A 22597-nucleotide genomic window follows, 5' to 3' on the forward strand; every position below is an offset into this window, starting at 1 on the left:
ACATGCGGCCTTGGACAACACACGGATTTCACCCGCGAGTCGCGCGGGTTCGAATCTTGGGGTTCCGGAATCCGAGCCTGGCGCTGACGCTCGCCGGTCGAATTTGCACGACTGATTTCGGCGGATCCTGCAGTATGACAGGAGACCCATGGAACGACGAGCCGGACCGCCAGCCCGCACCACCGCCCTTGCCTTGCTTGCCCTCGCGGCGAGCGCTTCGGGAGATGACGCCATCGAGTTCAATCGGGACATCCGACCGATCCTCTCCGAGAAGTGTTTCCACTGCCACGGTCCCGACGAAAAGACGCGCGAGGCGAAGCTCCGGCTCGACGAGCGCGACAACGCCTACAAGAACGCGATCGTCCCGGGGTCGCTGAAGAAGAGCGAGTTCTGGTATCGGGTCACGACCGACGACGAGGAGGAAATCATGCCTCCCCCGGAGACCGGCAAGGATCTGACGAAGGAGGAGATCGATCTGCTCAGCCGCTGGATCGAGGGCGGCGCGGAGTATCAGGATCACTGGGCCTTCATCCCGCCCGTCCGGCCCCAAGCCGCGGCGGGTTCGGCGGGCATCGATGAGCTGGTCGGCAAGCAGCTCGATGCGAACGCGCTTTCCCGATCGAAGCCGGCAGAGAAGCACATCCTGCTCCGCCGGCTCTCGCTTGATCTTACCGGCCTCCCCCCGACACCTGAGGAACTCGAGGCCTTTGTCGCCGACGAGTCTCCTGATGCGGTCGAGCGCGTCGTCGACCGGCTGCTCGCCAGCCCGCACTACGGCGAACACATGGGCCGCTACTGGCTGGATGCCGTCCGCTACGGCGACACCCACGGTCTGCACCTCGACAACTACCGCGAGTTCTGGCCCTACCGCGACTGGATCGTCCGCGCCTTCAACGAGAACAAACCGTGGGACGACTTCCTCACCGAACAACTGGCGGGTGACCTGCTCGAGAACCCGACCGTCAGTCAACTTGTGGCCACCGGCTACAACCGCGCGCACGTCACGACCGCGGAAGGTGGATCGATCAAGGAGGAGGTGCTGGTGCGTAACGTCGCGGACCGTGTGTCGACTTTCGGCACGGTGATGCTTGGCCTGACCACCGGCTGTGCCGCTTGCCACGACCACAAGTTCGATCCGCTGACCCAGCGCGAATACTACCAGCTCTTCGCCTACTTCAACAGCCTCGATGCCGACCCTATGGACGGCAACAAGAAGGACCACGCCCCGGTCATCCGCGTGCCCGGTCCCGATGATGAGGCGAAACTGACCGCCTCGAAGCACGCCCTTGAGCAAGCCCGGAAGGCGCTGGACGACTCGATCGCCAGTTACGACTACCAAGAACCTAAGACTCCGGATCATGCTGGTCCGGTCGAAGTCACCTGGATCGATGACGCCTTGCCGAAGGACGCCAACAAACAGGGTGGCTGGAACTGGGTCACGTCCGTCGAAGGGCAGGCGGTGCTGAGCGGAGGCAAGGCACGCTCTCAGTCAGGCGAAGGGACCGTGCAGCACTACTTCGAAGGAAAGAAGGAGCCCTACATGGTCGGCGAGGACGCCACGTTCTTCGCCCACGTTTTCATCGGCAAGAACGCGCCCGAGCAGATCATGCTGCAGTTCAACTCCGGCAAATGGGAGCACCGCGCCTATTGGGGAGCGGACAAGATCGATTGGGGAAAGAACGGCACGCCGAGTCGGCTGAAGAAAGGCGACCTGCCGAAGTCAGGCGAATGGGTGCGTCTCGAAGTCGACGCGTCGGAGGTCGGGCTGAAGCCTGGAGACAAGATCAACGGAGTGGCGTTCACTCAGTTCGGAGGCACGGCCTACTGGGACGCGGCCGGCATGCGTTCGATCGGGTCCGGTTACACTTCGTTCAACAAGTGGGTTCACGACGAACGGGCGAAGAAGAAGTCCGGACTCCCCGCCGATCTGGAGAAGATCCTCCGCAAGGATGGCCCGAAGGTCACGAGCGACGAGAAGGACCGTCTGCTGCGGCACTACATCGCCGATGTCGACCTGAAGGCTCGTGAAGCCTTGGCGCCTCTTCGGGCAGCAGTCAGCGGTCACGAGCAGGAAATCACCAACATCGAGAAGAACTTCCCCTCCACGTTGATCTGGAAGGAAAAGGCGCAGCCGCGTCCGTCCCGCGTGCTGGACCGCGGCGAGTATGACCGTCCGACTGGCGACCCGGTTCCAAGGGCGCTGCCATCTTTCCTACCTCCGCTTCCGGAGACCGCTCCCAACGACCGACTGGGAATCGCGCGCTGGCTGACCTCGAAGGATCACCCGCTGGCCGCGCGCGTGGCGGTTAACCGACTCTGGCAGCAACTGTTCGGCATCGGACTGGTCAAAACCGCCGGCGACTTCGGCTCCCAAGGCGAGTGGCCGAGCCACCCCGAGCTCCTCGACTGGCTCGCGGTCGAGTTCCGGGAGTCCGGCTGGGACGTGAAGCGTCTGATGAAGCTCATCGTGCTTTCGAAGACCTACCAGCAGACATCCGTCGCGTCGCCGGAGGACTACAAACGGGATCCGGACAACCGGCTGCTCTCGCGAGGCCCGCGCTTCCGGCTCGATGGCGAGGTCCTGCGCGACCAGGCGCTTGCCGTCAGTGGCCTGCTTGTGCCGAAAGTCGGAGGACCGGGTGTGAAACCGCCGCAGCCCGACGGCCTGTGGAAGGCGGTCGGCTACCAATCATCGAACACCGTGAAGTTTGTCGCCGACAAGGGCCCGGATAAGGTCCACCGCCGCAGCCTCTACACCTTTTGGAAACGCACGTCTCCCCCGCCCCAGATGATCGACGCGCCATCACGCGAGGCCTGCGTGGTGCGTCGCGAACGCACCAACACGCCGCTGCACGCGCTGATGTTCATGAATGACCCGCAGTTCGTGGAAGCCGCCCGCTATTTCGCGGAGCGATTTATCGACCTGTCTGACGACGAGATCGTCGGAGCGCTGTTCGAGCACGCCCTTTCGCGATCGCCATCGGCCGATGAAGCCAGCCTGACCGTTGATTCCTTCAAGGAACATCTCGCCCACTACCGGACCAAACCCGATGAGGCGAAGAAGCTGATCTCCATCGGCGACTCGCCATCCGCATCCGACCAGCCCGAACGCCTCGCCGCATGGACGATGGTCGCGAGCATGGTCCTGAACCTCGACGAGTTCGTCACCAAGAACTGAATCCCATGGATCACCCCGTTTCAGACAGCCTCGCCTTCCAAACCCGCCGGCACTTTTTCAAGACCAGCGGGCTCGGACTCGGCAGCGCGGCGCTTTCCTCGTTGCTCACCCGCGACGCCATCGCAGCCGGCGAAATCCCGCCCGCCTTTCGCGCCGTCGCACCGAAGGCCAAGCGCGCCATCTACCTGTTCATGTCCGGCGCGCCGTCGCAGCAGGACCTTTTCGACCACAAACCGAAGATGGCCGAATGGTTCGACAAGGACCTGCCCGACAGCATCCGCAACGGGCAGCGGATCACCACGATGACATCGGGGCAGAAGCGCTTTCCGATCGCGCCGACCAAGTATGCCTTCGAGACCGTCGACAACAACGATGGCGGCGCGACGATCAGCGAGCTTCTCCCTTACACCCGGAAGATGGCGAAGGACCTGTGCATCATCAAATCGATGCACACCGAGGCGATCAACCACGACCCGGCGATCACCTACATCTGCACCGGCAACCAGCTTCCGGGACGCCCGAGTCTGGGGTCGTGGCTGAGCTATGGCTTGGGAAGCCTGAACGACAACCTGCCCTCGTTTGTCGTGCTCAACGCGACGTGGTCGGCCAAGCGCGACGCCCAGGCGATCTACAGCCGCCTCTGGGGCTCCGGCCCGCTTCCGTCGAAACATCAGGGCGTGCTCCTGCGATCCGCCGGCGACCCGGTCCTGTTCCTCAACAATCCCGACGGCATCGATCCGGCCACCCGGCGCCGGATGCTCGACACGCTGAACCAGATCAACGCCAAGAACTTCGAGCACTTTGGCGACCCCGAGATCCAGGCGCGGATCGCGCAGTATGAAATGGCCTACCGCATGCAGACCTCGGTGCCGGAACTCGCCGACCTATCAAAGGAACCCGAGTCGACCTTCGAAGCCTACGGCCCCGCGTCAAAGCAACCCGGGACCTTCGCCTACTGCGCGCTGATGGCCCGGCGACTCGCCGAAAAAGGCGTGCGGTTCACGCAGGTCTTCCACCGCGGCTGGGACCAGCACTTCAACATCTCCCGTGACCTCCCGCTGCAATGCGGCGACGTCGATCAGGCGAGCTACGCGCTCGTTCAGGATCTCAAACAGCGGGGCATGCTCGACGACACGCTCGTCATCTGGGGCGGTGAATTCGGCCGCACCATCTACTGCCAGGGCAAGCTGACCAAGGATGACTACGGACGAGATCATCACCCGCGATGCTTCACCATCTGGATGGCAGGCGGCGGCGTGAAGCCGGGCATCGTTTACGGCGAGACCGACGACTTCAGCTACAACGTCACCGAGAACCCCGTGCACATCCACGAACTGAACGCGACGCTACTGCACCTGATGGGCCTCGACCACCAACGCCTCGCGATCAAGCACCAGGGCCTCGACCTGCGCCTGACCGGCGTGGAACCGGTCAAACCGGTGAAGGACATCCTGCTTTAGCCCCCCATCACCTCAAACCCCTCGGCGTAGGCCGCACCGACTTCCGCCCCGATCTCGCGGTTGGTCGCGAGGATGCGTTCGTCGAAACCGATGCCCCTTGATCGCAAATTGCGCTCGTGCTGGGAATGATGGCATCTCAGAAGCTCCGCCTTCCACTCGGCGGCTTCGTCATCGAATTCCGTCACCAGATCCAAGCGCATCCCAAAGGTCTTCGGGTCGCGGACGAGTAACGCAAGCGGCTTCTTCTGCTGCTCGCCCCGCCACCGCTCGAAGCAGCGGAATACCCGGCGGTGGTCGGCATTGCTGTCTCTACCATGCGGCAGTACCACCGCCTCCGGACCCACCCGATCCAGGATCTTCCGGATCGCGGCATCGTTCGCTTCATCATCACGGATGTAGCCCGCCTCGTCCTCCGGGAGCCGATGAAACTTTAGACGTTCCAACGGCAGGCCAAAGCGCTCGCAGGACGCCTTCTGCTCGGACTCGCGGGCTGCCGTCTTTTCTTCCCAACTCTCCGCAAAAACATCCTCAACACCGCTGGCTCCCCCACTGAGAACTTCGAGGAACAGATCGCATCCGCGCTCGGCAAGAAGACGCATCGTCACCGCCACGACCTCGAAGTCATCCGGATGCGGCGCGAGGACAAGCCACCGTCGCGGCTCGTCCCACGGACCCGGATCGAGACCGAAACGCGCCGGCTTCATGGCTCCACCTTGACCGGTTCGAGCGGCAGGAAGGTGAACATCCACTTCCAGCCGTCGCGCTTCCTCGGAGCCTTGACCAGGATCCGGTTCCAGCCCTTCTGCAGAGGGACCATCGTCGGCTCCCGATAGGCATAGGCTTCGTCCACGAAAGGCACCTCGTCGGCCCACGTTTGCTTCGGCTTGTAGGAAGGGTTCTTCCACTCGGGGGGCGCCAGCGCGTTGCCATTCACCCAGACCATCCCGTCCTCGTGACTCCACTTGCCCTCGACCGTCGGACCGCAGCGCCGGTCGGATGTCGATGGCGTGTTGAAACCGATCCAGCACGCAAGATCCATCGCTTCGTCGGACCAGATGCGCGTCTCGGCGTAAGCCGTTCCCTCCTGCGGATTGCCTTCCAGCACCCCGCCGGTTCCGAAGAAGTGCCGGAAGTGAATCGTCGCACCCACCACTTCGACCGGCTCGAACTGCGTGCCGCCGAGCTCGACCGACTCGACGCGCTCCATCTTCTCCGGAGGGAAAGACTTGGCCGTATCGCCACCATGCGGGAAAGGTCCGATCACCCGCCAGCGCAACGGAGTCTGCGCGAGATACGGGAAAGGCCATTGCTCGCCGAGACGAGCACCAAGCGCGACCAAGTCCCGCTCGAAAAGCCGGAAAGCCTCGACGCGCGGATCACCCGGAGCCGGCAGCCGGGCCCAGAGATCCGGATGGGCCTCGGGCAGCCCACGCCAAAAGCGTTCCGCGCCGGCAACCATCGCCGGCACCACCGGGCTCTGACGGTAAACATTTTCTTCGCCCCCGGTGTTGATGTCCGGCCAGTGGCAAAGGATCGAACCCAGCGCCTGGCCGTCGCCTTCCGGCCTCCAGCACGGCTGCCAGAAGAACGCATGCGGCGGCCCGTCGAGGAAGTCCATGTGGTTCACGTAGTTCACCGCCGAGTCGATGAAGCGCACCCCTGACACTGGGCGGCCCTTCGCCCACAGCTGGGTGATGCAATTCTTATCCGGCAATGCACCCGGGCGCCATACGACCACATCGAGATCGTGCCCTCTCAAGGTCTCGACCATCTTCGGCAGGAAAGCCTTGTTGGTGATACCCACTTCATCGGAGCCGAGATGAAAACGTGGCACCGCGATTCCTTCTTCCCGCAGCGGCTTGATCACCTCGTCGCAGAACTCGTCGAGAAGATCCGCGCAGATCTCCGTCCCGCGAGGGTCCTGCATGCCGAACCCGAACGCCTTGCCGAAATATTCGCTGTGCCCGGGCATGTCGATTTCGGGAAGCACCTCGACACCCAGCGAGTGTGCCTTGCGAAACAGTCCGCGGATTTCCTCGAAGGTGTAGAACCTCCCCGGCTGGCGGGTTTCCCGATACGAGGACTTCTTGTTGAGTTCGGGATGACGCTTCGACTCGATCCGATACCCCGGGTAATCGGTCAGGTGCCAGTGGAAGACGTTGAGCTTGAGTCCGGCCATCGTCTCGACGAAGCGCTCGACCGTTTCGATCTCCTGAAAGTTGCGCCCGACGTCGTGCATGAAGCCGCGCACCGGAAACGCCGGCCAGTCGTGAATCGTGACCAGCGGCACGCTGCCTTCCGCGGCAAGTTGCTCAAGGGTCGCAAGACCACGAAGCACACCCAGATCGCTCGCCCCTTGGATCCGCACGCCATCACCGGCGACCGACAACGCATACGCCTCGGGACCTCCCGCGACCGGGCCAATCGAAATCCTCAGGTCAAGATCACCCTCGGGCAGCGCGTCCAACTTCCGCTTCGCTACGCCTGGATCGCCGACGACCTGCACCCTCCATCCACTCCCCTCGATCGCACCCTCGCCCCACTCGACTTCGCGGGGAAACGGGACCAGCGGCACCGGAGAATCCCGCCGTGCGCCGCTTCCGGGATCAAATGCGTCAACCGGATCGCCTTCGAGCAACTCCTTCACCGGCAGTCGGAGGAAGTAGATTTCCGCAGGCCCTTCGTAGAGCACTCCCAAGTGACCCTCACCGACCGGAGCCAGGCAGGAGTAGCCCGAACCACTACGAATGTCGTACAAAGCATGGAACTGCTCCGGCCAGCTCATCCCCTTGTCGTCGGACACCTTCACGGTCATCGTGTGCCGACCTCGGGTGGTCGCCGGATTTGAGAAGAAGAGCCGCTCGCCGACACCGGGCACATCCCACTTCAGCAGGCTCGCCATGCAGACGCTCTCGGGCAGCGCCTTCCGGTCCGTCGGGTGAAACTCCCACGTTTTGCCGAGATCACGCGTGGTGGCCACGGTCCGGGCGCCACCGCGGTTGTCGCGGCAGTTGATCATCAGCACGCCTTCCTCGACCTCAACCAGTTGGGCTTCGGTGGTGTTGTCCTTCACACCGGTGCCGATGTGCCACGTCTCGCCGCGGTCCTTCGACCAGATTAGGGTCGACCATGGCAGACCGTCGCCCGCCCGATACTGTGCCGGAAACACCAAGGTGCCGTCGGCCATCGTGATTCCGGTCCCCGGACCGTCGAGCAGGAGCCGCCAGTCCGGATTCTTCACCTCTTTGGTGATGTTCCTCGGCTTCGACCAAGTCTTGCCGTCGTCGTCGCTATGGACCAGCACGAGCTGGCCCGTCTGGGACGGTTCGAGCCCGGGCCCCGAGCCGTTCCATGCCCGGTTGCCGTGACTCCACAATGCCGCAATCCAGATCCTTCCTGTTTTGCGGTCCACGAAGACGCAGGGATCACCGACGCCGTCACCTCCACCCTTGCCCATGTCGATTCCAACCCGCATCGGCTCCCAGTTCGCACCTCCATCGGTCGATCGTGAAACGCCCACGTCGATGTTCCCGGGAAGATCGCCGGCGTTATCATAGCGGATGTCATAAACCGCGATCAGCGAACCATCGTTGGTCTCCACCATGCCGGGGATCCGGTAGGCTTTCGATCCGTCATCACCACGCTGTCGCAGCGCCACCCCGATTCGCTGGGATCCCGGAGCCGAACCCGCGACCACCTCCGTCACCTCCCCCGACGCCTTGATTCGGGCGACCGACGCATCGACACACCCATCGATGTCCGCCTCCTCCTTGAGGCGCACCGAAACCCAGAACCAGTTGTCGCCCGCCTGAAGCGCCCGTCCTCCGGAGAAGGCCACGGTTTCACCCGTAACCTCGCCACCGAACCGTTCGCCGAATCCACCGGTCGGGTCCTCCTGCCCGCGCAAAAGCTCCACAGCAGCGACATCCTCCAACCGGCTCGTGCCCTGCAGGCTCACCTCGACCGCCTCAAGATTCAGCGGCTCCAGGGCGCCCTCGGTCACGATCTTCAATCCGAGCACCGGGTTGATGTTCTTGCCCCTGAGCACCGGAACAACCGGTTGGGAAACGCTCACCTCCTTGACGCGCATCGGCTTCTCCTCCGTCACGTCGATCAGATCCAGCATCACGCCCGACTTCTCCGGCGCCGTGCACCGGAACCGCAACGTGGCGGTTCCCGCGGCCAGCGGCACTTCGACCCGTGTGTGGAAACCACCCACCTTCACCACAGCGTCGCCGTTCCAGATTTCGACGAACCGTCCGTCGGTCCCCGCCGCATCGATCCGGAACTGGAACGGAGCATGTGCCGTCCATCTCTCCGACCAGAACGAAAGCCGTGCGCGCTTCGCGAGTGGAGAGGCGAGCGACAGTTCCATCGCCTGCTCACCCCCTCCCACCAGACGCAAGGAACGGTTCCCCGCCTTGGCGTGCCCGGAGTGAACCTCAGCCTGACCTTGCGCTGCCGACCAAATTCCGACCTCCGATTCGAGACGTTCGAAGCCACCCGCCGGCAGATCCTCGAAGGACTCCGCACCCAATGCCGCCCACGACAGGGACAGCCAGATCCATTTCACAAACTTCATGCGCCGACTAAACGATCGGGCCTGCCCGCTTCCGTTCATCAACCCACTGGTTTGCTCATCCATCCAGTCCGGCAGCCGACCGTCCGAGCCGCTGGCCGACGGGTTTCTTGTCGGGCGGATGCACATCCGGGCTATCCCAACCGAGATCCTTGGTCTCGATCAACTCCACATGGTCCATCTTCGCAGCGGCCCGGGACTGGACTCCGCGAAACTCCGGCCACCACTTGCGGCTCGGGTCGTTGCCCCCGATCCGCGGCAACTGGACCATGTGAAAGGGCAATTCCGCTTGTCCGAGTTGCGCGCGCCAGCCTTCGACCAGATCCGTGATCAGACGTTCGTTCCACGCATCGTCGTGGACCGCCGCATTGGTCTCGCCCTGATACCAGAGCACCCCGGTGAAGGGAAAACCGCGCCACCAACGGACACCGCTTTCGTAGAGGAATCCCGGGGTGAAAGGATGCTTCGCGTCCCGGCCCGCGAGATTGAGTTGGGCCCGCCCCCGTGCCCATGCGCCGATCCTCTCCGACTCGATCCACGACGGTTTCAGTAGTTCCGCATACTCGTTGCGGGCTTCGAGCGTCTCTGTCGGCAGCCACGCCTCCGCGCCACTTCCGCCCACCGAATTGTCGATCAGCCCGACCGGCACACCGGCGGTGGCATGGATCACCTTTCCCGCCCACCAGCCGACCGCCGAAAACTCGCGAGCCGAAGCTTCCGTCGCAACCTTCCACTCGCCTTGAAAGCAACGCCCGGGGGTCAGGCGATCCACCTCGGCATCGGTATACGCACGACCACCCGTCGGAACCGCGGTCAGGTTGAGCAGACGGATCGTCGGGACCTCCCCTGCCGTCTTCGCTTCCTCCGCGCCGCCCACCGCACGGCCCAGCGGAAAATCCATGTTCGACTGGCCGGAGCACAGCCATACCTGACCTACGAGGATGTCTTCGAGAGCCACCGATTCGCCCCCGGAGGTGACCTTGAGAACGGCAGCCGCATCACTGGCCGGAAGCGACGGCATCGTGACCCGCCACTTGCCTTGGTCACCCGCCTTCCCCGAAATCTCGTTCTTTCCCAAAGCCACCGTGACGTCCGCTCCCGGCTCCGCATCTCCCCAAACCTCGAACGGCCTCTCCATCGGGAGCACCATGTGGGAGCCGAAGGGCCGGCCGAATTCCAAAGCGGAAACGGGCAAAACTAGGAATGCCGCTAGAAAAAGACCGAGCTTGTGAGGCATGGAGCCAATCCACACAGCCTGAAGCGGAACAGCAAGCACCGCCAAACTGGTTGGATCAACCGACCATCAATGCAAGGATGACCGGCGGCCAGGCTATTTCTCAGATTGCGATTGATGAGGTTTCGTAATCTTCCGGTGCTGGGCTCCATTCTCTTGGCGACCGCTTCCCCCGTAGCCAAGGGCGCGATCACCGTCACGAAGGATTCCGGAGACTTCGGATACCTCTACGAGATGTCCACCAACCCGTCGGGGCAGGATCTCGACGGCAACTCCACCGGCGACTGGTTCAACGCGACCGCCAACGGACTGACGATCCCGCAGACGTATTCTGGTGGAGTGGCGGTTTCCAACCAGTCGGCAGGCACCCCCGAAACTCTCTTCAGGACCGACTACGGCGGAAGCATCACCCGCAACACCCTCGCCAACGCCAACAGTCCGTGGACGGTCGAAGTCAGCGTGCGCAAGACAGGGGGCACGCAGGGCGCGGACGGCTGGTTCGGCGTCGCGATGCAGAACCCGGGCGCGAGCCAGTCCGTCCGGGTGAACTTCGAGGATGACCGGGTCAGCTACCGGACTTCGCCCACCAATACCGACTATCTCCTCGGGATCAATTTCGCCGACGGCGAGTTCCACACGATGCGGATCGCCTACGAGGGGTCCGACAGCTACTTCGTGTGGATTGACGACACCCTTCTCAATACGGATCTCTCGACGGGCTTCGCGGGAGGCAACGGAAGCTTCAACACGGGCGGCAGTTGGTTCATGGGTGACTTCTCCGGCGGCATCGCCGGCGACTGGGAAGTCGACTACATCCGCTACGATGCGGGCACCGCAGCCGCGCCGGTTCCGGAGCCCGGAATTATCCTCTTGGGTGCCATCGGCGTGCTTGCCCTTCTCCGGCGCCGGCGCTGAACGGCGTCCGGTCTGGAAAACCAACCGGCGCCCGTCACTGGCGGAGACCTGAGAGCGATGCGACTCTTCAACATGCGCTTGCGCCGACCGGCTCCACTCGCCGCCCTCACCCTTGCCGTTTGCCTGACCGTCTGTTCTGCCGTCCGGGCTGAGCACTATCGCGTCTTCGTTCTCACCGGCCAATCTAACTCCCTCGGCACGACCAACGGGTCGGAAGCCGACGTCACTCCCGGCACCGACCCTGCCGATTCGCGGCTGCGGTTCTTCTGGCACAACGTTGCCGATGCCTCGACCTCACTGGGTGACTCCGGCGGAATGTTCTCAGATCTTCAGTCGCAGCAAGGCGGCTACTATCCGGGCAGTAGCACTCACTGGGGACCGGAGATCGGGTTCGGACGCACGCTTGTCCGGGCCGGAGTGGAGAATGTCGCGATCATCAAGGCGTCCCGCGGCGGCGGCGGAAACACCAACTGGTCGAAGGCCGCGACGGGCCACATGTACTCCCATGTCGTCAGCACGGTCGGCACCGCGACCTCCGCACTGAGCGGCGAAGGACACACCTTCGAGATCGCCGGCCTGCTCTACCTGCAGGGGGAAAGCGACAACGCCAGCGAGGCGGACGTCGCGGGCACCCGCTTCAAGGAACTCGTCGACAACCTCCGGACCGACCTTCCGAACGCCGCAAGCATGCGTGCGGTGATCGGCGGCATCGCCGCATCCGGAGGCACCCGGGACACCGTCCGCGCGCGCCACGAGGCGATCGCGACCGCAACCTCCTACATCGACTTCTTCCCCAATCTGGATCTTCAGGCCGAAGTCACCGACGGCCTGCATTTCAACAAGGCCGCGAAACTCCGGATCGGCGAGCGTTTCGCCCAGGCATTCCTCGACAACGGCACAGTGGATCGGCGCTACGGGAAACTCACCTTCATCGGCGACTCGATCACGCAGGGCGGCAACGGCGACCACCCAAGCTACCGCTATCTGGTCTTCAAGAGGTTGGCGGAAAAGGGCGTGCCGATCGATGCCGCGACCGGCTACCGGTTCACCGGGTCCGTGACCGGGCCGCAGACGACCCCCACGCTCACCACCCCCGACGTCAACGGCCAGACCTTCGAGAACGTCCACGACGGCCACTACGGCTGGCGCGCGTCGTGGATCAACGGCCGCATCCGGCTACCCGCCAACCGCCGTTCGAACAACCGGGGCGAGGGAACGCTGCTCAACTGGACCGGCCAGGCAGCGCCGCAGACTTACGGCATCAGCGGACCCGACCTCACGGTCGCCTACCCCGACCCGACCGCGACGGGAACAGGAAACACCGGCACGACCTACACGCCCGACACGGTCTCGATCATGATCGGCATCAATGATCTCGGCGACGACCCGTCATCCGCGGTCCAAGTGATCGCCGACATCGGCACGCTGGTCGACCAGCTCCGGTCGGCGAATCCGAATGTTCGGATTTTCATCCATCAACTGCTCCACACCAACCAGACCCAGGCCATGCGCGATGGAGTCGATGCGGTGAACGGACAACTCCAGTCGCTTGCCGACACCAAGAACGCATCCTCGGCGACATCACCCGTGTGGATCATCGACGCGAGCACCGGTTTCGACCCGGTGACCATGACCTACGACAACGTCCATCCGAATGCCGCCGGCGAAGTTCATGTGGGCGATCGAATCGCGGCCGCGCTCGGTGTGATCGAAAGCCCGATGCCATCCGCCAGCGCGCTCCCGCCGCACCTCGAGCGGGACTCGTCGGCTTTTGACACCACCTTCGAGGGGAACGAAATCTGGGACGGAAGCGGCTACGTCAACAACTGGTCGCGGACCGGCACCCTGACCGAGTCGCTCCCAACCGCCACCGACCTCCGCATCATCCACCCATCGACCAACGGCCGCTGGATCGAAGGCACCAACGCCGGGTGGTCGGCCGCCGCCGCGGGATCATGGACTTTCGAAGCGCGACTCAACTTCAACTCGAACGCCAACGGTTTCGCGCTCTGGCTCGGAACCGGGTCGAAGCGGATCATCATCGAGATCCACGGTGATCGCACCCAGGACAACGGAGGCGAGACCTTCAACGTCGCGCAGAACAACATCGATGGTGCCTTCCACGCATTCCGCGTGATCCACGATGCCGATGCGGCGAAGTACCATGTCTTTCACGACAACGTACGCCTTACCCCGCTGGAAGGCGTGGACTACGACCAAACCGCCACGGACAACCGTCTGATCCTCGGCGACTACACGAGCGGGACCTTCGGCAACGGCTTCGATACGACCATCGACCATGTCAGTTTTACTCCGGGGACGTGGCTGCCGGCCGGAGTCGACACGGATGGCAATGGTATGCCCGACGCTTGGGAGTATCAGTATTTCTCCAACCTCACCGGCACCGACCCTTACGGCGACCCCGATGACGACGGCTCGGGCAACCTCGAGGAGTTCCAGAACGGCACCGACCCGCTGGTCGCGGACACCCTGACCTCGAATCTCCCGGTCTTCCTGATCGCGGGCGCCGGCAATGCACTGGGCAGCCCATCGACGACGGTTCTGAACTCCACACCCGTCGGATCCCACCCGGCGGAGCAAAGTGGAGGTGTCTGGTTTCACGATGGGTCCGGATGGAGCACCCTCTCCAACGCCCCGGACGGATCGTTCGGTCCTGAAATCGGCTTCGCCCGGATGCTCTGGGATGCGGGAGCCCGCGAGTTCGGCATCGTGAAATCCGCGGTCGCCAGTGGCGGCAACACGCTCTGGATCCAGGGCGACCCCGCAGGCACGGCTTACGATGGGCTCGTCTCGGTCGCGACCGCCGCATCGTCTTCGCCGCCCGGCGACTTTGAGGGCCTCACCTTCCGCTCGCTGATCTACCTGCAGGGCGAAGACAACGACAGCAGCGAGGCAGCGGCCGCCGACGCGCGATTCTCGGACCTGCTGGACAATCTGAAGACCGACATCTCCGGCGCTTCGACCCTGACCGGCATCATCGGGGAAATCGCCGGAAGCGGCAGCGATCGTGACACGACCCGCTCTCTCCTCGCCTCATTGGCCGCATCCCGAAGCGACATCGGTTTCGCAAGCGCATCGGGAGCGAGCACTCACAACATCGACGGCCTCGAGATTCACTACGATGCCGATAGCCTCCTCCTCATCGGCGCGCGTACGGCCGCGGAGGCGTTCGACATGGGAGTGCTGCCGGCACCGCTGCCGGCATGGGCGAATGTTCACGCCTGGTTCGTCGCCGATCATGGGCGGGAGTTTGCAGGTAATGGAACGGTCGCCCGTCTTGGCAACCTGCGCAACGGTTCCGGCAACCGGGATCTCGCACGCACGGTCGGGCTTCCTCCGGCGCCCCGCCCCGTCACCAGCGGTGCAGGCGGACCACGCGAGGCCCTGCGTTTCGACGGAACCAACGACCTTTGGGCAAATTCCTCGACGGAGTTTGGCACGATCGCGGGTCCACGCAGCGTGGCCATCCTCTGTCGCGTCACGTCCGAAGATGGTGGCTTTCTCTTCGACGGAAGCACAGGAACCGGGAAGACACGGGCAAAGGTCGACGCCGGGAACTGGCAAGTCGGCTGCTCGACTTCCGGCATGGCGTGGAACGGCGCGGAGGAAACTTCCGTCGCCCGCGACACCGGCGTCTGGCAGCAACACGTCTTCACCTACGATTCCGACGGATCGGGCGGCACCGACATCACGCACTGGATCGACGGTGCCCAAGTCGCCACCCTGAACGATTCCCAGAGCGCGAATCTCGGCGGCTTCATTCTCGGATCGAACGGCGGCTCCCCTTTCACGCGGAAGTCCACCGACATCGCCGAGGTCGTGATCTTCAACACCGCACTCGACGCCGCAGCGATCGCGGAACTCACCACCGATTGGGATACCGGCTGGGGCGAGATTGCCGGCCCTCCGTTCTCCGCCTCGGTGAGCCAGAACCCGCGCGATGTGGCACGATTCGGCCAACACGACCTGCTGGAGATCGAAATCGGAAACGACCTCGCAGCCTCGACCACGCTAGAGCAAGTCGAGATTCAGCTGAGCCCCGGCACTCGCGAGTCGGTCACGGATGTATCGCTGGTCGGCGAGGATGGCACCTTGCTCGGCACGATCTCCGAGCCGGCCACCGACCTCCTGACATTCTCGCCGTCACTCGTCCTCGCGGACGAACTGCAAACCGTCCGCATCGCGGTCACACCAAAACGCTACGCCGCGCTCGGCACCACTCTCGATGCCTCCGTAATCAATCTCACCTTTTCCGGAAGCAACGCCGGCACGCTGGTTCCGACAAACGCCGACCCCGCCGGAGAACTCACGCTCGCCCTTGTTCCGCTCTTCTCCGACGTCCGCACCAGCGGTGAAGGTGGAGTGAACACCTACCGGATCCCGGGTATCGTCTGCGACGGCGACGGGGTTCTGCACTCCGTTTACGATCATCGCTACGCGGGTGGCTCGGATCTGCCGGCCGACGTCGATGTCGGCTACGCCCGCAGCACGGACGGCGGCGCGACCTGGTCAGCTTCACAGGTGATCCTCGACTATGATTCCAGCGTCCCCGGTTCCGCAGGAAACGGCGTTGGCGACCCGTGCATTCTCTGGGACCCGATCACCGACACCCTGTGGGTTGCCGCATTGTGGTCGTTCGGAAACAACGGCTACAACGGCTCCGGGCCGGGCACCGATCCGGCCGACACCGGACAATACGTTCTCACCAAATCGACCGATGGAGGCGCGACCTGGTCGGCGCCGATCAACATCACGGTCCCCGTGAAAGATGACCCGAACTGGCGTCTCATTTTCCAAGGCCCCGGGCACGGCCTCGCCATGCGCGATGGCACGCTCGTCTTCCCTTCCCAGTACCGCGACGCCTCCGGGACGGTCCGCGTCTGTTCGGTCTTCAGCACCGACCACGGCGCCACCTGGGACTTCGGCTCGGGCGTGCCAACCAGCTCGCCACAGACCAACGAGAACACCGTCTGCGAACTCGACGACGGACGACTCCTTTTTTCCATGCGCACCCCCGCGGGATCGAACGGCCAGCGTGCATGGATCCGCTATCAACCCGGTGGTGCGACGCCCATGCGCGACGGCTCGTGGGAAAGCCTTTTCCGGCTCCCCTCCGTTCCGGACCCTGTCTGTCAGGGCAGCGTGATCCAGTGGACCAGCACCCACCGGGGCGACCCGTCCGAATGGGTGCTGTTCGGAAACCCGGGCAGTTCAAGCTCGCGCATCAACTATACTCTCCGTATTTCCGCCGATGGCGGCGACTCGTGGCCGGTGTCGCGACTGCTCTACGGCGGATCCTCCGCCTACTCGTCGCTTTGCATCCTTCCCGATCGCTCGATCGGAATCCTGTTCGAGAAGGACAACTACACCCGCATCACCTTCGCCCGTGTCGAGGAAGCGTGGCTGCTGGATCCCGCGACCGACAGCGATGGTGACAGCATGCCGGACTCTTGGGAAATCCTCATGGGACTCGACCCGGCGACCGACGACTCGCTACTCGATCCCGATGGCGACGGACAGACCAATGCCTTCGAACACGAAGCCGGCACCCACCCCCTCGATGCCTCATCGTTTTTCGCGCTTTCGTCCTACGGAGTGGGCGGGAGTATCGACCTCGAGTGGCACAGCGTTCCCGGTCGTTCCTATGCCATTGAGGAAAGCACCACGCTCGGCGCATGGCAGGACGTCGCAGGTTTCGAGCGGATTCAAGCGACGTCGAACCTGACTGCGACGAGCATTCCCCTCACGGGTGATCCAAGACGCTTCGTCAGGGTTCGGGCGCTTCGCTAAACCGGTTGCCAAACTGGTTTGCCAACCCATCCAGCTGCTACCGGTTGTGGATTGGAGTGAGCCGGACGATTCTTCGTCCGTAACGATGAAAAAGCTCCTACTACCCACCCTCATCCTACTGGCGGTCCCGGCCAGCGGGGAAACTCTTGTGACCTATCTTTCGGGTGTCACTCCTACCGCGGGAACCACCGGCGCAGCGGACCCGACCGCGCAGGGCTGGACCTACTTCGGGGCGACCACAAACAACTTTGTCTACGGGGGAGATTCCACCCTGGGTGGCTGGCGCATCACCGACGGCTCGACCGGAGGAGGAACAACCGCATTCTACCAAGCTGCCATTCCGGGAAGCGGCGCATCCGCCATGCAGGTCCGTGATTGGACCGCAAGCTGGACGGTCGCCGTCAATGCCGATGCAGCCAGCAAGGCCGGTGGCGGCGTGGACAACTACTATGCCGCTCCGAACAACGGTCGTCAGGCGAACAACGCAATGTGGATCGAACTGGCCAGCGGCCTCCGGTTCATCCTGCTGCTCACGGTGGATGCCAATGACGATATCTTCATCAACGACGGCACCACATCCCACGCAATCACAGTGGCGGGTAGCCAACTGAGCGAAGAACTCGGCACCGGCTCTCCATTGGCCAACTACATCACCTTTACCCTGACCTACTCCGGCGGTGTCGCGACGCTTACCGACAGCTTGGGTGGCAACAGGGTGGTCGCGACCTCAGGCACGGGCACACAGGACCGCGTGGTGTGGGGCGCGACCGGCAGCCCTTCCCAAGGATCGACTGTTTGGAACGAAGTCACGCTCGAGGTGGCTGATCCGGTGACCCAGGACCTTACATGGACGGGAGCGAACGGCTCGGCGTGGGACATCGACACGACGGTGAACTGGGAGCTTCCCGATACCACTCCTTCGACATTCACCGACGATGACAACGTCACGTTCGACGACACCGGCGCCACCGGAGCTGTCGTGGTTTCGGGCAGCGTCAGCCCGAACTCCGTGACCGTGAACAACGATGCGCTGGCTTACACCCTGAGCGGTGACCCGGTCGGTGGTATCGCCACCCTGACGAAGCAAGGACCAGGCTCCCTGACTCTCGCGTCCAATTGTGGCTATGTTGGCGGAACCTCGATCGAGGGTGGAACAATCACTGCCGGTGACGGTGCGACCGCGGGCGAAATTGGCGAAGGCCCTGTCACCCTCGCCACAGGAAGCTCCCTCACCATCTCCCGCTCCGACGACCTCGACTACAAAGCAACCCAGAAGCTGCGCGACGTTTCCGGTGACGGCGACATCGTTCTCGATGGTGGCGGACTGCTGTGGATCTACCCGGGCGGAGGTCTCGACTTCAACTCGGCCGACACCTGGGCCGGGTTCTCGGGCGACATCACCATCGTCAACGGCTCCGAACTTCAGTCCATCCGCAACGGCGCGACCGGTCGCGGCACGGGCTCGCTGATCCTCGGTGACGGCGGCAGCAGCGGTGCGCTTTCCCCGATCGAGGGCAACTGGACGTGGACCAATCCGATCGTGGCCGTCGGCTCCGCCAACGCCATCATCAACCGCTCGGCCGGCGCGGACCGCTCGTTGAAACTCCAGGGACCGATCTCCGGTGCGGGCAATCTGACCTTCCAGGACGCCACCTCGGCGATGAATGATGCGAACCGCGGGTTCGTCATCACCAACGACGTGACCCTCACCGGAACCCTGACCATCGATGTCGGCGCACCGGTCCGAATCGGCGGCGTTCCCGGCGAAGTGGACGTGTCGGGCACCGGACTCGATGCCGACAGCTTCGGCTCGCTCGGCACCACGACGGTGGTCAATGACGGCATCCTCACCTTCTCCCGCACCGACGCCCACACGATCGACTCGGCCATCAGCGGCATCGGAGCTGTTCGGATCGGTATGCCATCCACCGCCAACCGCGGTGACACCTCGACCCAGGTGGTCACCATCGCCGACAACACGAAGACCTACGACGGCACCACCGACATCGAGAGCGGAACGCTGCTGGTCAACGGCACGCTCCCGAACTCGTTCGTGGACGTGAATCCGGAAGGCACACTCGGCGGCACCGGCACGGTGTCCCTCTCCACACTCGTCTACGGCAATCTCGCTCCCGGCGCTTCGGTCGGCACGCTGGCCTTCGGTGACGAGGTGATCTTCGTCGCCGACTCCAGCTACACATGGGAGATCAGCGACTTCACCGGGTCGGCCGGCGCGGGCTACGACACCTTCACGGCAGCCTCGATCGACTTCGAGGGCACCGACACCAACCCGAACACGATCGTGATCTCCCCTCTGTCGGTCGTGAACTTCAGCGAGGCTCCCGCCACCTTCACGATCGCCACGTCGGCCGCACCGATCACGGTGTTCGACCCGGCAGGCATCGCGATCGACGACAGCGCGTTCGCCAGCGCCACCGGCAGTGCCGGATCGTGGGCGGCCCAGCTCAGCGGTGACTCGCTTTCGGTGGAGCTGGTCTACACGCCCGGATCGCCCGACAACTACGCGAACTGGATCGACGGCTTCTTCCCCGGAGAGGCCGACCCCCTGATCATCGGCTTCGATGCCGACCCGGATGGCGACGGCATCGGCAACGGCGTTGAGAACTTCCTCGGCACCGCGCCGGACGAGTTCAACGCCGGCCTGACGGTGACCGGATCGACGGCCAACAGCCTGACCGCGACCCACACCCAGACCAACGACCCCGCCAGCGATGTCACCGGTGGCTACGAGTGGTCCTCCGACCTGCAGAGCTGGAACGGATCCGGCGACACCGACAGCAATGGCGTCACGGTCACCATCGCAACGGTCGTCACCGACGACCAAGCCGCACCGCTCAACGACACCGTTGAGGTGACGGCCACCATTTCCGGTGGACCGACCACGCGCCTCTTCCTGCGCGCGACGGCCACGCAAACCCCTTGATCGGCTAGTCACCGATAAGGCAGTGGACCCGGTGGAGTTTCGACTCCATCGGGTTTTCCTTTTCAGGGAGGAGGCACGACCGAAGCCCCCTTCACGACTTCGGGCATCAGCCACGGGTCGCCTCCGGGTGCGACATTGCCCGCGACGATCTGCTCGAGTCGACGAACGACCTGCTTGGCGACCGATGCCGGATCCGAACGGTAGCCGGTGATCTCCGGCACCAGATGCTCGAGGAAAGGTTCACGGGCGAGCGAGACGAGACTGAGATCCTCCGGCACCCGCAGTCCGACCCGAGCCGCACAACTGAGCAAGGTCGCCGCCTGCCGCGGCCGGTTGGTGACCATGGCCGTCGGCCGCACCTTCAACCCCATCGCGCGACGGAACACCTTCTCGACGCCCGCGGTGGTTCCGTCTTCGACAAACTCGACCACTTCGAATCCGTCGTCGGTCAACTCACGCAATCCCCGCAACGCCGCATCCACCCCGCGCAGCTGGTCCGGCGGGGAAAGAATGCCGACCTTCCGGTGACCGAGCCGCCAAAGAATGCCGGCGGCGTGTCGTGCGGTGGCTTTCCAATCGACGTCCAGGAACGGCAGCGTGATTCCCTCGTGAGGCGTACCCCGCACCAGACACGGGATGCGCTGTTCGGCAAACCATCGCTGCACCGGCAGGCTCGAGCGATGGAGGATCCATGCGCTCCGACGCTCGGATGCGATGAAGTCGGCAATGCGTTTCGAAGGTTGCTTCGACTCGAACCAACCGGGTGCGATCACTTCGAAGCTCCCGCCCTTTTCCGCGAGCGCGCGACGGATGTGGTCGACTTCGAGCAGCATCGGTTGGCTCAGTCGCTCGAGGCGAAACGGCGACAGCATTCCGATTCGCAACCGCTCCGAACGCCCTGCCTCCTCCGACTTCCGATCGCCTCCGATTTTCCGCCGGCAGCCCGCCGCGGCAGGCTCGATCCATCCGCCGGCCTCCAGTTCCGAAAGCGTCAGCCGGACCGTGTCGCGTCCGACCTGCAGAAGCTCCGCCAACCTCCGCTCGCCCGGAAGATGCTGCGGCCACTCGCCGGCCTCGATGCGCAGCTGCATGACCCGCACGCACTCCGCCACCAAACTCCCCCGCTCCGGCATCCAATGCTCCGACATGCTTCCGCATATGCCTGATTCCCGCCGCCCACGCAACCGGTATGATTCACCAACCAGTTTCCTAGGCCCGGATCTGCCGCACATCGAGGGCCCGCCCCACGGCGGCTGGTCTGTTTTCCAGACCAAGAATCCGCCGTCTCCGCAGCGTCAACGATCTGCCACCGTGTGCCGGATCACGAGACTTCCCATTCCCTTCTCCGGATGCCCGCCCTGCCGCAATCCAAGTTCGCCCAGCTCTCCGAATTGATCCGCGAACGGATCGAGACCGGTGAGTGGACGGACAAGCTCCCGTCCGAAAGAATCCTCGCCGACGAGTTTCTCGTGAGTCGGACGACTTTGCGGCGTGCCCTTGAGATCCTGACACGCGACGGCCTGATCGAGGCTCCGTCGGCACGCTGCACCCTGCGCGCGATCCGGAAGTCCAAGGCACGTCGTACCGCGCCCACCCACCGCGAGGTCTGCTTTCTGACGCCGACACTCCACGTCTCTCCTCTGCTCACCGAGCAGATCGCGACGATGAGAGGCCTGTTCACCCAAGCCGGGATCAAGGTCGCATCGGAAGAGAGCGCATCGCTGGTCGACCGCCGCGACCCTTCCGCCCACCTGCGCCGCATCGTTGCCCGCCACCCGGACGCGATGTGGGTCCTGCACAAGATGCCGGAGTCGGTGCAGCGTTGGTTTCAAGCGAATGGCCTGCCCACCGTCATCTTCGGCTCGGCGTTTCCGGAAGTTTCTCTGCCCAGCGTGGATGTCGACTTCCGTGCCGCCGCCCATCACGCAGCCGGTCTTTGTCTCGCCCGGGGCTGTCGACGCATCGGACTGCTGATTCACCGCACTCCGCTGGCAGGTGACGAGAAAACGGTCAGCGCCGTTTCCGCCGTGCTCACCCGGCAAGGTTCGCCTGCTCCCAAAGTCATGCGTCACGACTCGAATCGCGCGCGCCTGATGGATGCTCTCGACCGCGAGTTCCTCGACAACCCGGATGCCTGCGACGCTTTGATCGTGGCCAATCACCACCACCTCCTCACCGTGCAGTCGCACCTCTTGCATCGCGGCATCCGGTTGCCGGAGCAGCTCTCCCTCGTCTATCTCAGCAACGACCCGTCGGCCGAGCGACTCTCTCCACTGCCATTGCGCTACGAGTCCGGTCCCGCGCTCATCCGGCGCTTGGTGGCGGCGGTAAAAACCCTCGCCGAAGGCGGCAATCCACCCTCCTCCTCCATCATCCCCAAGCTGCTCGATGGCCAGACCATGAGAAGGGCAACTGGTCCGGAAAAGGACCAATGACTGACAGATCCAAGCTGCCTTTCGCAGGCGTATTTTGCCTC

The 22597-nt window shown here is 63.9% G+C and carries 10 protein-coding genes; 6 read left to right on the forward strand and 4 right to left on the reverse strand.

Translation table 11 applies throughout. The features are described from left to right. Positions 1-148 precede the first annotated feature (148 nt). Together HAHE_RS00345 and HAHE_RS00350 are read left to right on the forward strand one after the other, a co-directional pair. Entirely contained in the window at positions 149-3178 is a 3030-nt protein-coding gene (locus HAHE_RS00345; RefSeq protein ID WP_338687535.1) for a PSD1 and planctomycete cytochrome C domain-containing protein, read from the forward strand. Between the two features lie 5 nt (positions 3179-3183). After that, the gene (locus tag HAHE_RS00350; protein ID WP_338687536.1) at positions 3184-4638 is read left to right on the forward strand and encodes a DUF1501 domain-containing protein; all 1455 of its coding nucleotides are present in this window, start codon (positions 3184-3186) and stop codon (positions 4636-4638) included. On the opposite strand, the gene HAHE_RS00355 is transcribed toward HAHE_RS00350, so the two are convergent. From HAHE_RS00355 to HAHE_RS00365, 3 genes are read right to left on the reverse strand one after another with little or no spacing between them, the layout of a single operon-like run. Next, positions 4635-5342, reverse strand: a complete 708-nt coding sequence (locus HAHE_RS00355) for a PIG-L deacetylase family protein (RefSeq protein WP_338687538.1) — start codon at positions 5340-5342, stop codon at positions 4635-4637. The genes HAHE_RS00350 and HAHE_RS00355 overlap by 4 nt on opposite strands. Further along, positions 5339-9220, reverse strand: a complete 3882-nt coding sequence (locus HAHE_RS00360; protein WP_338687540.1) for a family 20 glycosylhydrolase — start codon at positions 9218-9220, stop codon at positions 5339-5341. Before HAHE_RS00360 ends, HAHE_RS00355 begins: the two co-directional genes overlap by 4 nt. A gap of 55 nt (positions 9221-9275) precedes the next feature. Then, positions 9276-10355, reverse strand: coding sequence for a sialate O-acetylesterase (locus HAHE_RS00365; RefSeq protein ID WP_338687541.1), 1080 nt, complete (start codon positions 10353-10355; stop codon positions 9276-9278). A gap of 213 nt (positions 10356-10568) precedes the next feature. On the opposite strand from HAHE_RS00365, the gene HAHE_RS00370 reads away from it, so the two are divergent. From HAHE_RS00370 to HAHE_RS00380, 3 genes are all read left to right on the forward strand, one after another. Then, a complete protein-coding gene (locus tag HAHE_RS00370) occupies positions 10569-11366 on the forward strand; it encodes a PEP-CTERM sorting domain-containing protein (RefSeq protein WP_338687543.1) in 798 nt (265 codons plus the stop codon). Between the two features lie 57 nt (positions 11367-11423). Further along, positions 11424-17177, forward strand: a complete 5754-nt coding sequence (locus HAHE_RS00375; protein ID WP_338687545.1) for a sialate O-acetylesterase — start codon at positions 11424-11426, stop codon at positions 17175-17177. Positions 17178-17262: 85 nt separating this feature from the next. Further along, positions 17263-20121, forward strand: a complete 2859-nt coding sequence (locus HAHE_RS00380; protein WP_338687547.1) for a hypothetical protein — start codon at positions 17263-17265, stop codon at positions 20119-20121. A 62-nt stretch (positions 20122-20183) separates the two neighbouring features. Here HAHE_RS00380 and HAHE_RS00385 read toward each other — a convergent pair whose 3' ends face one another. Then, the gene (locus tag HAHE_RS00385) at positions 20184-21269 is read right to left on the reverse strand and encodes a substrate-binding domain-containing protein (protein WP_338687548.1); all 1086 of its coding nucleotides are present in this window, start codon (positions 21267-21269) and stop codon (positions 20184-20186) included. 201 nt (positions 21270-21470) lie between these two features. Between HAHE_RS00385 and HAHE_RS00390 the strand changes: the two genes are divergently transcribed. After that, positions 21471-22556 carry a GntR family transcriptional regulator gene (locus HAHE_RS00390; RefSeq protein ID WP_338687550.1) on the forward strand — a complete coding sequence of 362 codons (1086 nt, stop codon included), beginning with the start codon at positions 21471-21473 and terminating at the stop codon, positions 22554-22556. Positions 22557-22597 lie beyond the last annotated feature (41 nt).

Origin of the sequence: Haloferula helveola, from assembly GCF_037076345.1 — a bacterium.
Classification (GTDB): domain Bacteria; phylum Verrucomicrobiota; class Verrucomicrobiia; order Verrucomicrobiales; family Akkermansiaceae; genus Haloferula; species Haloferula helveola.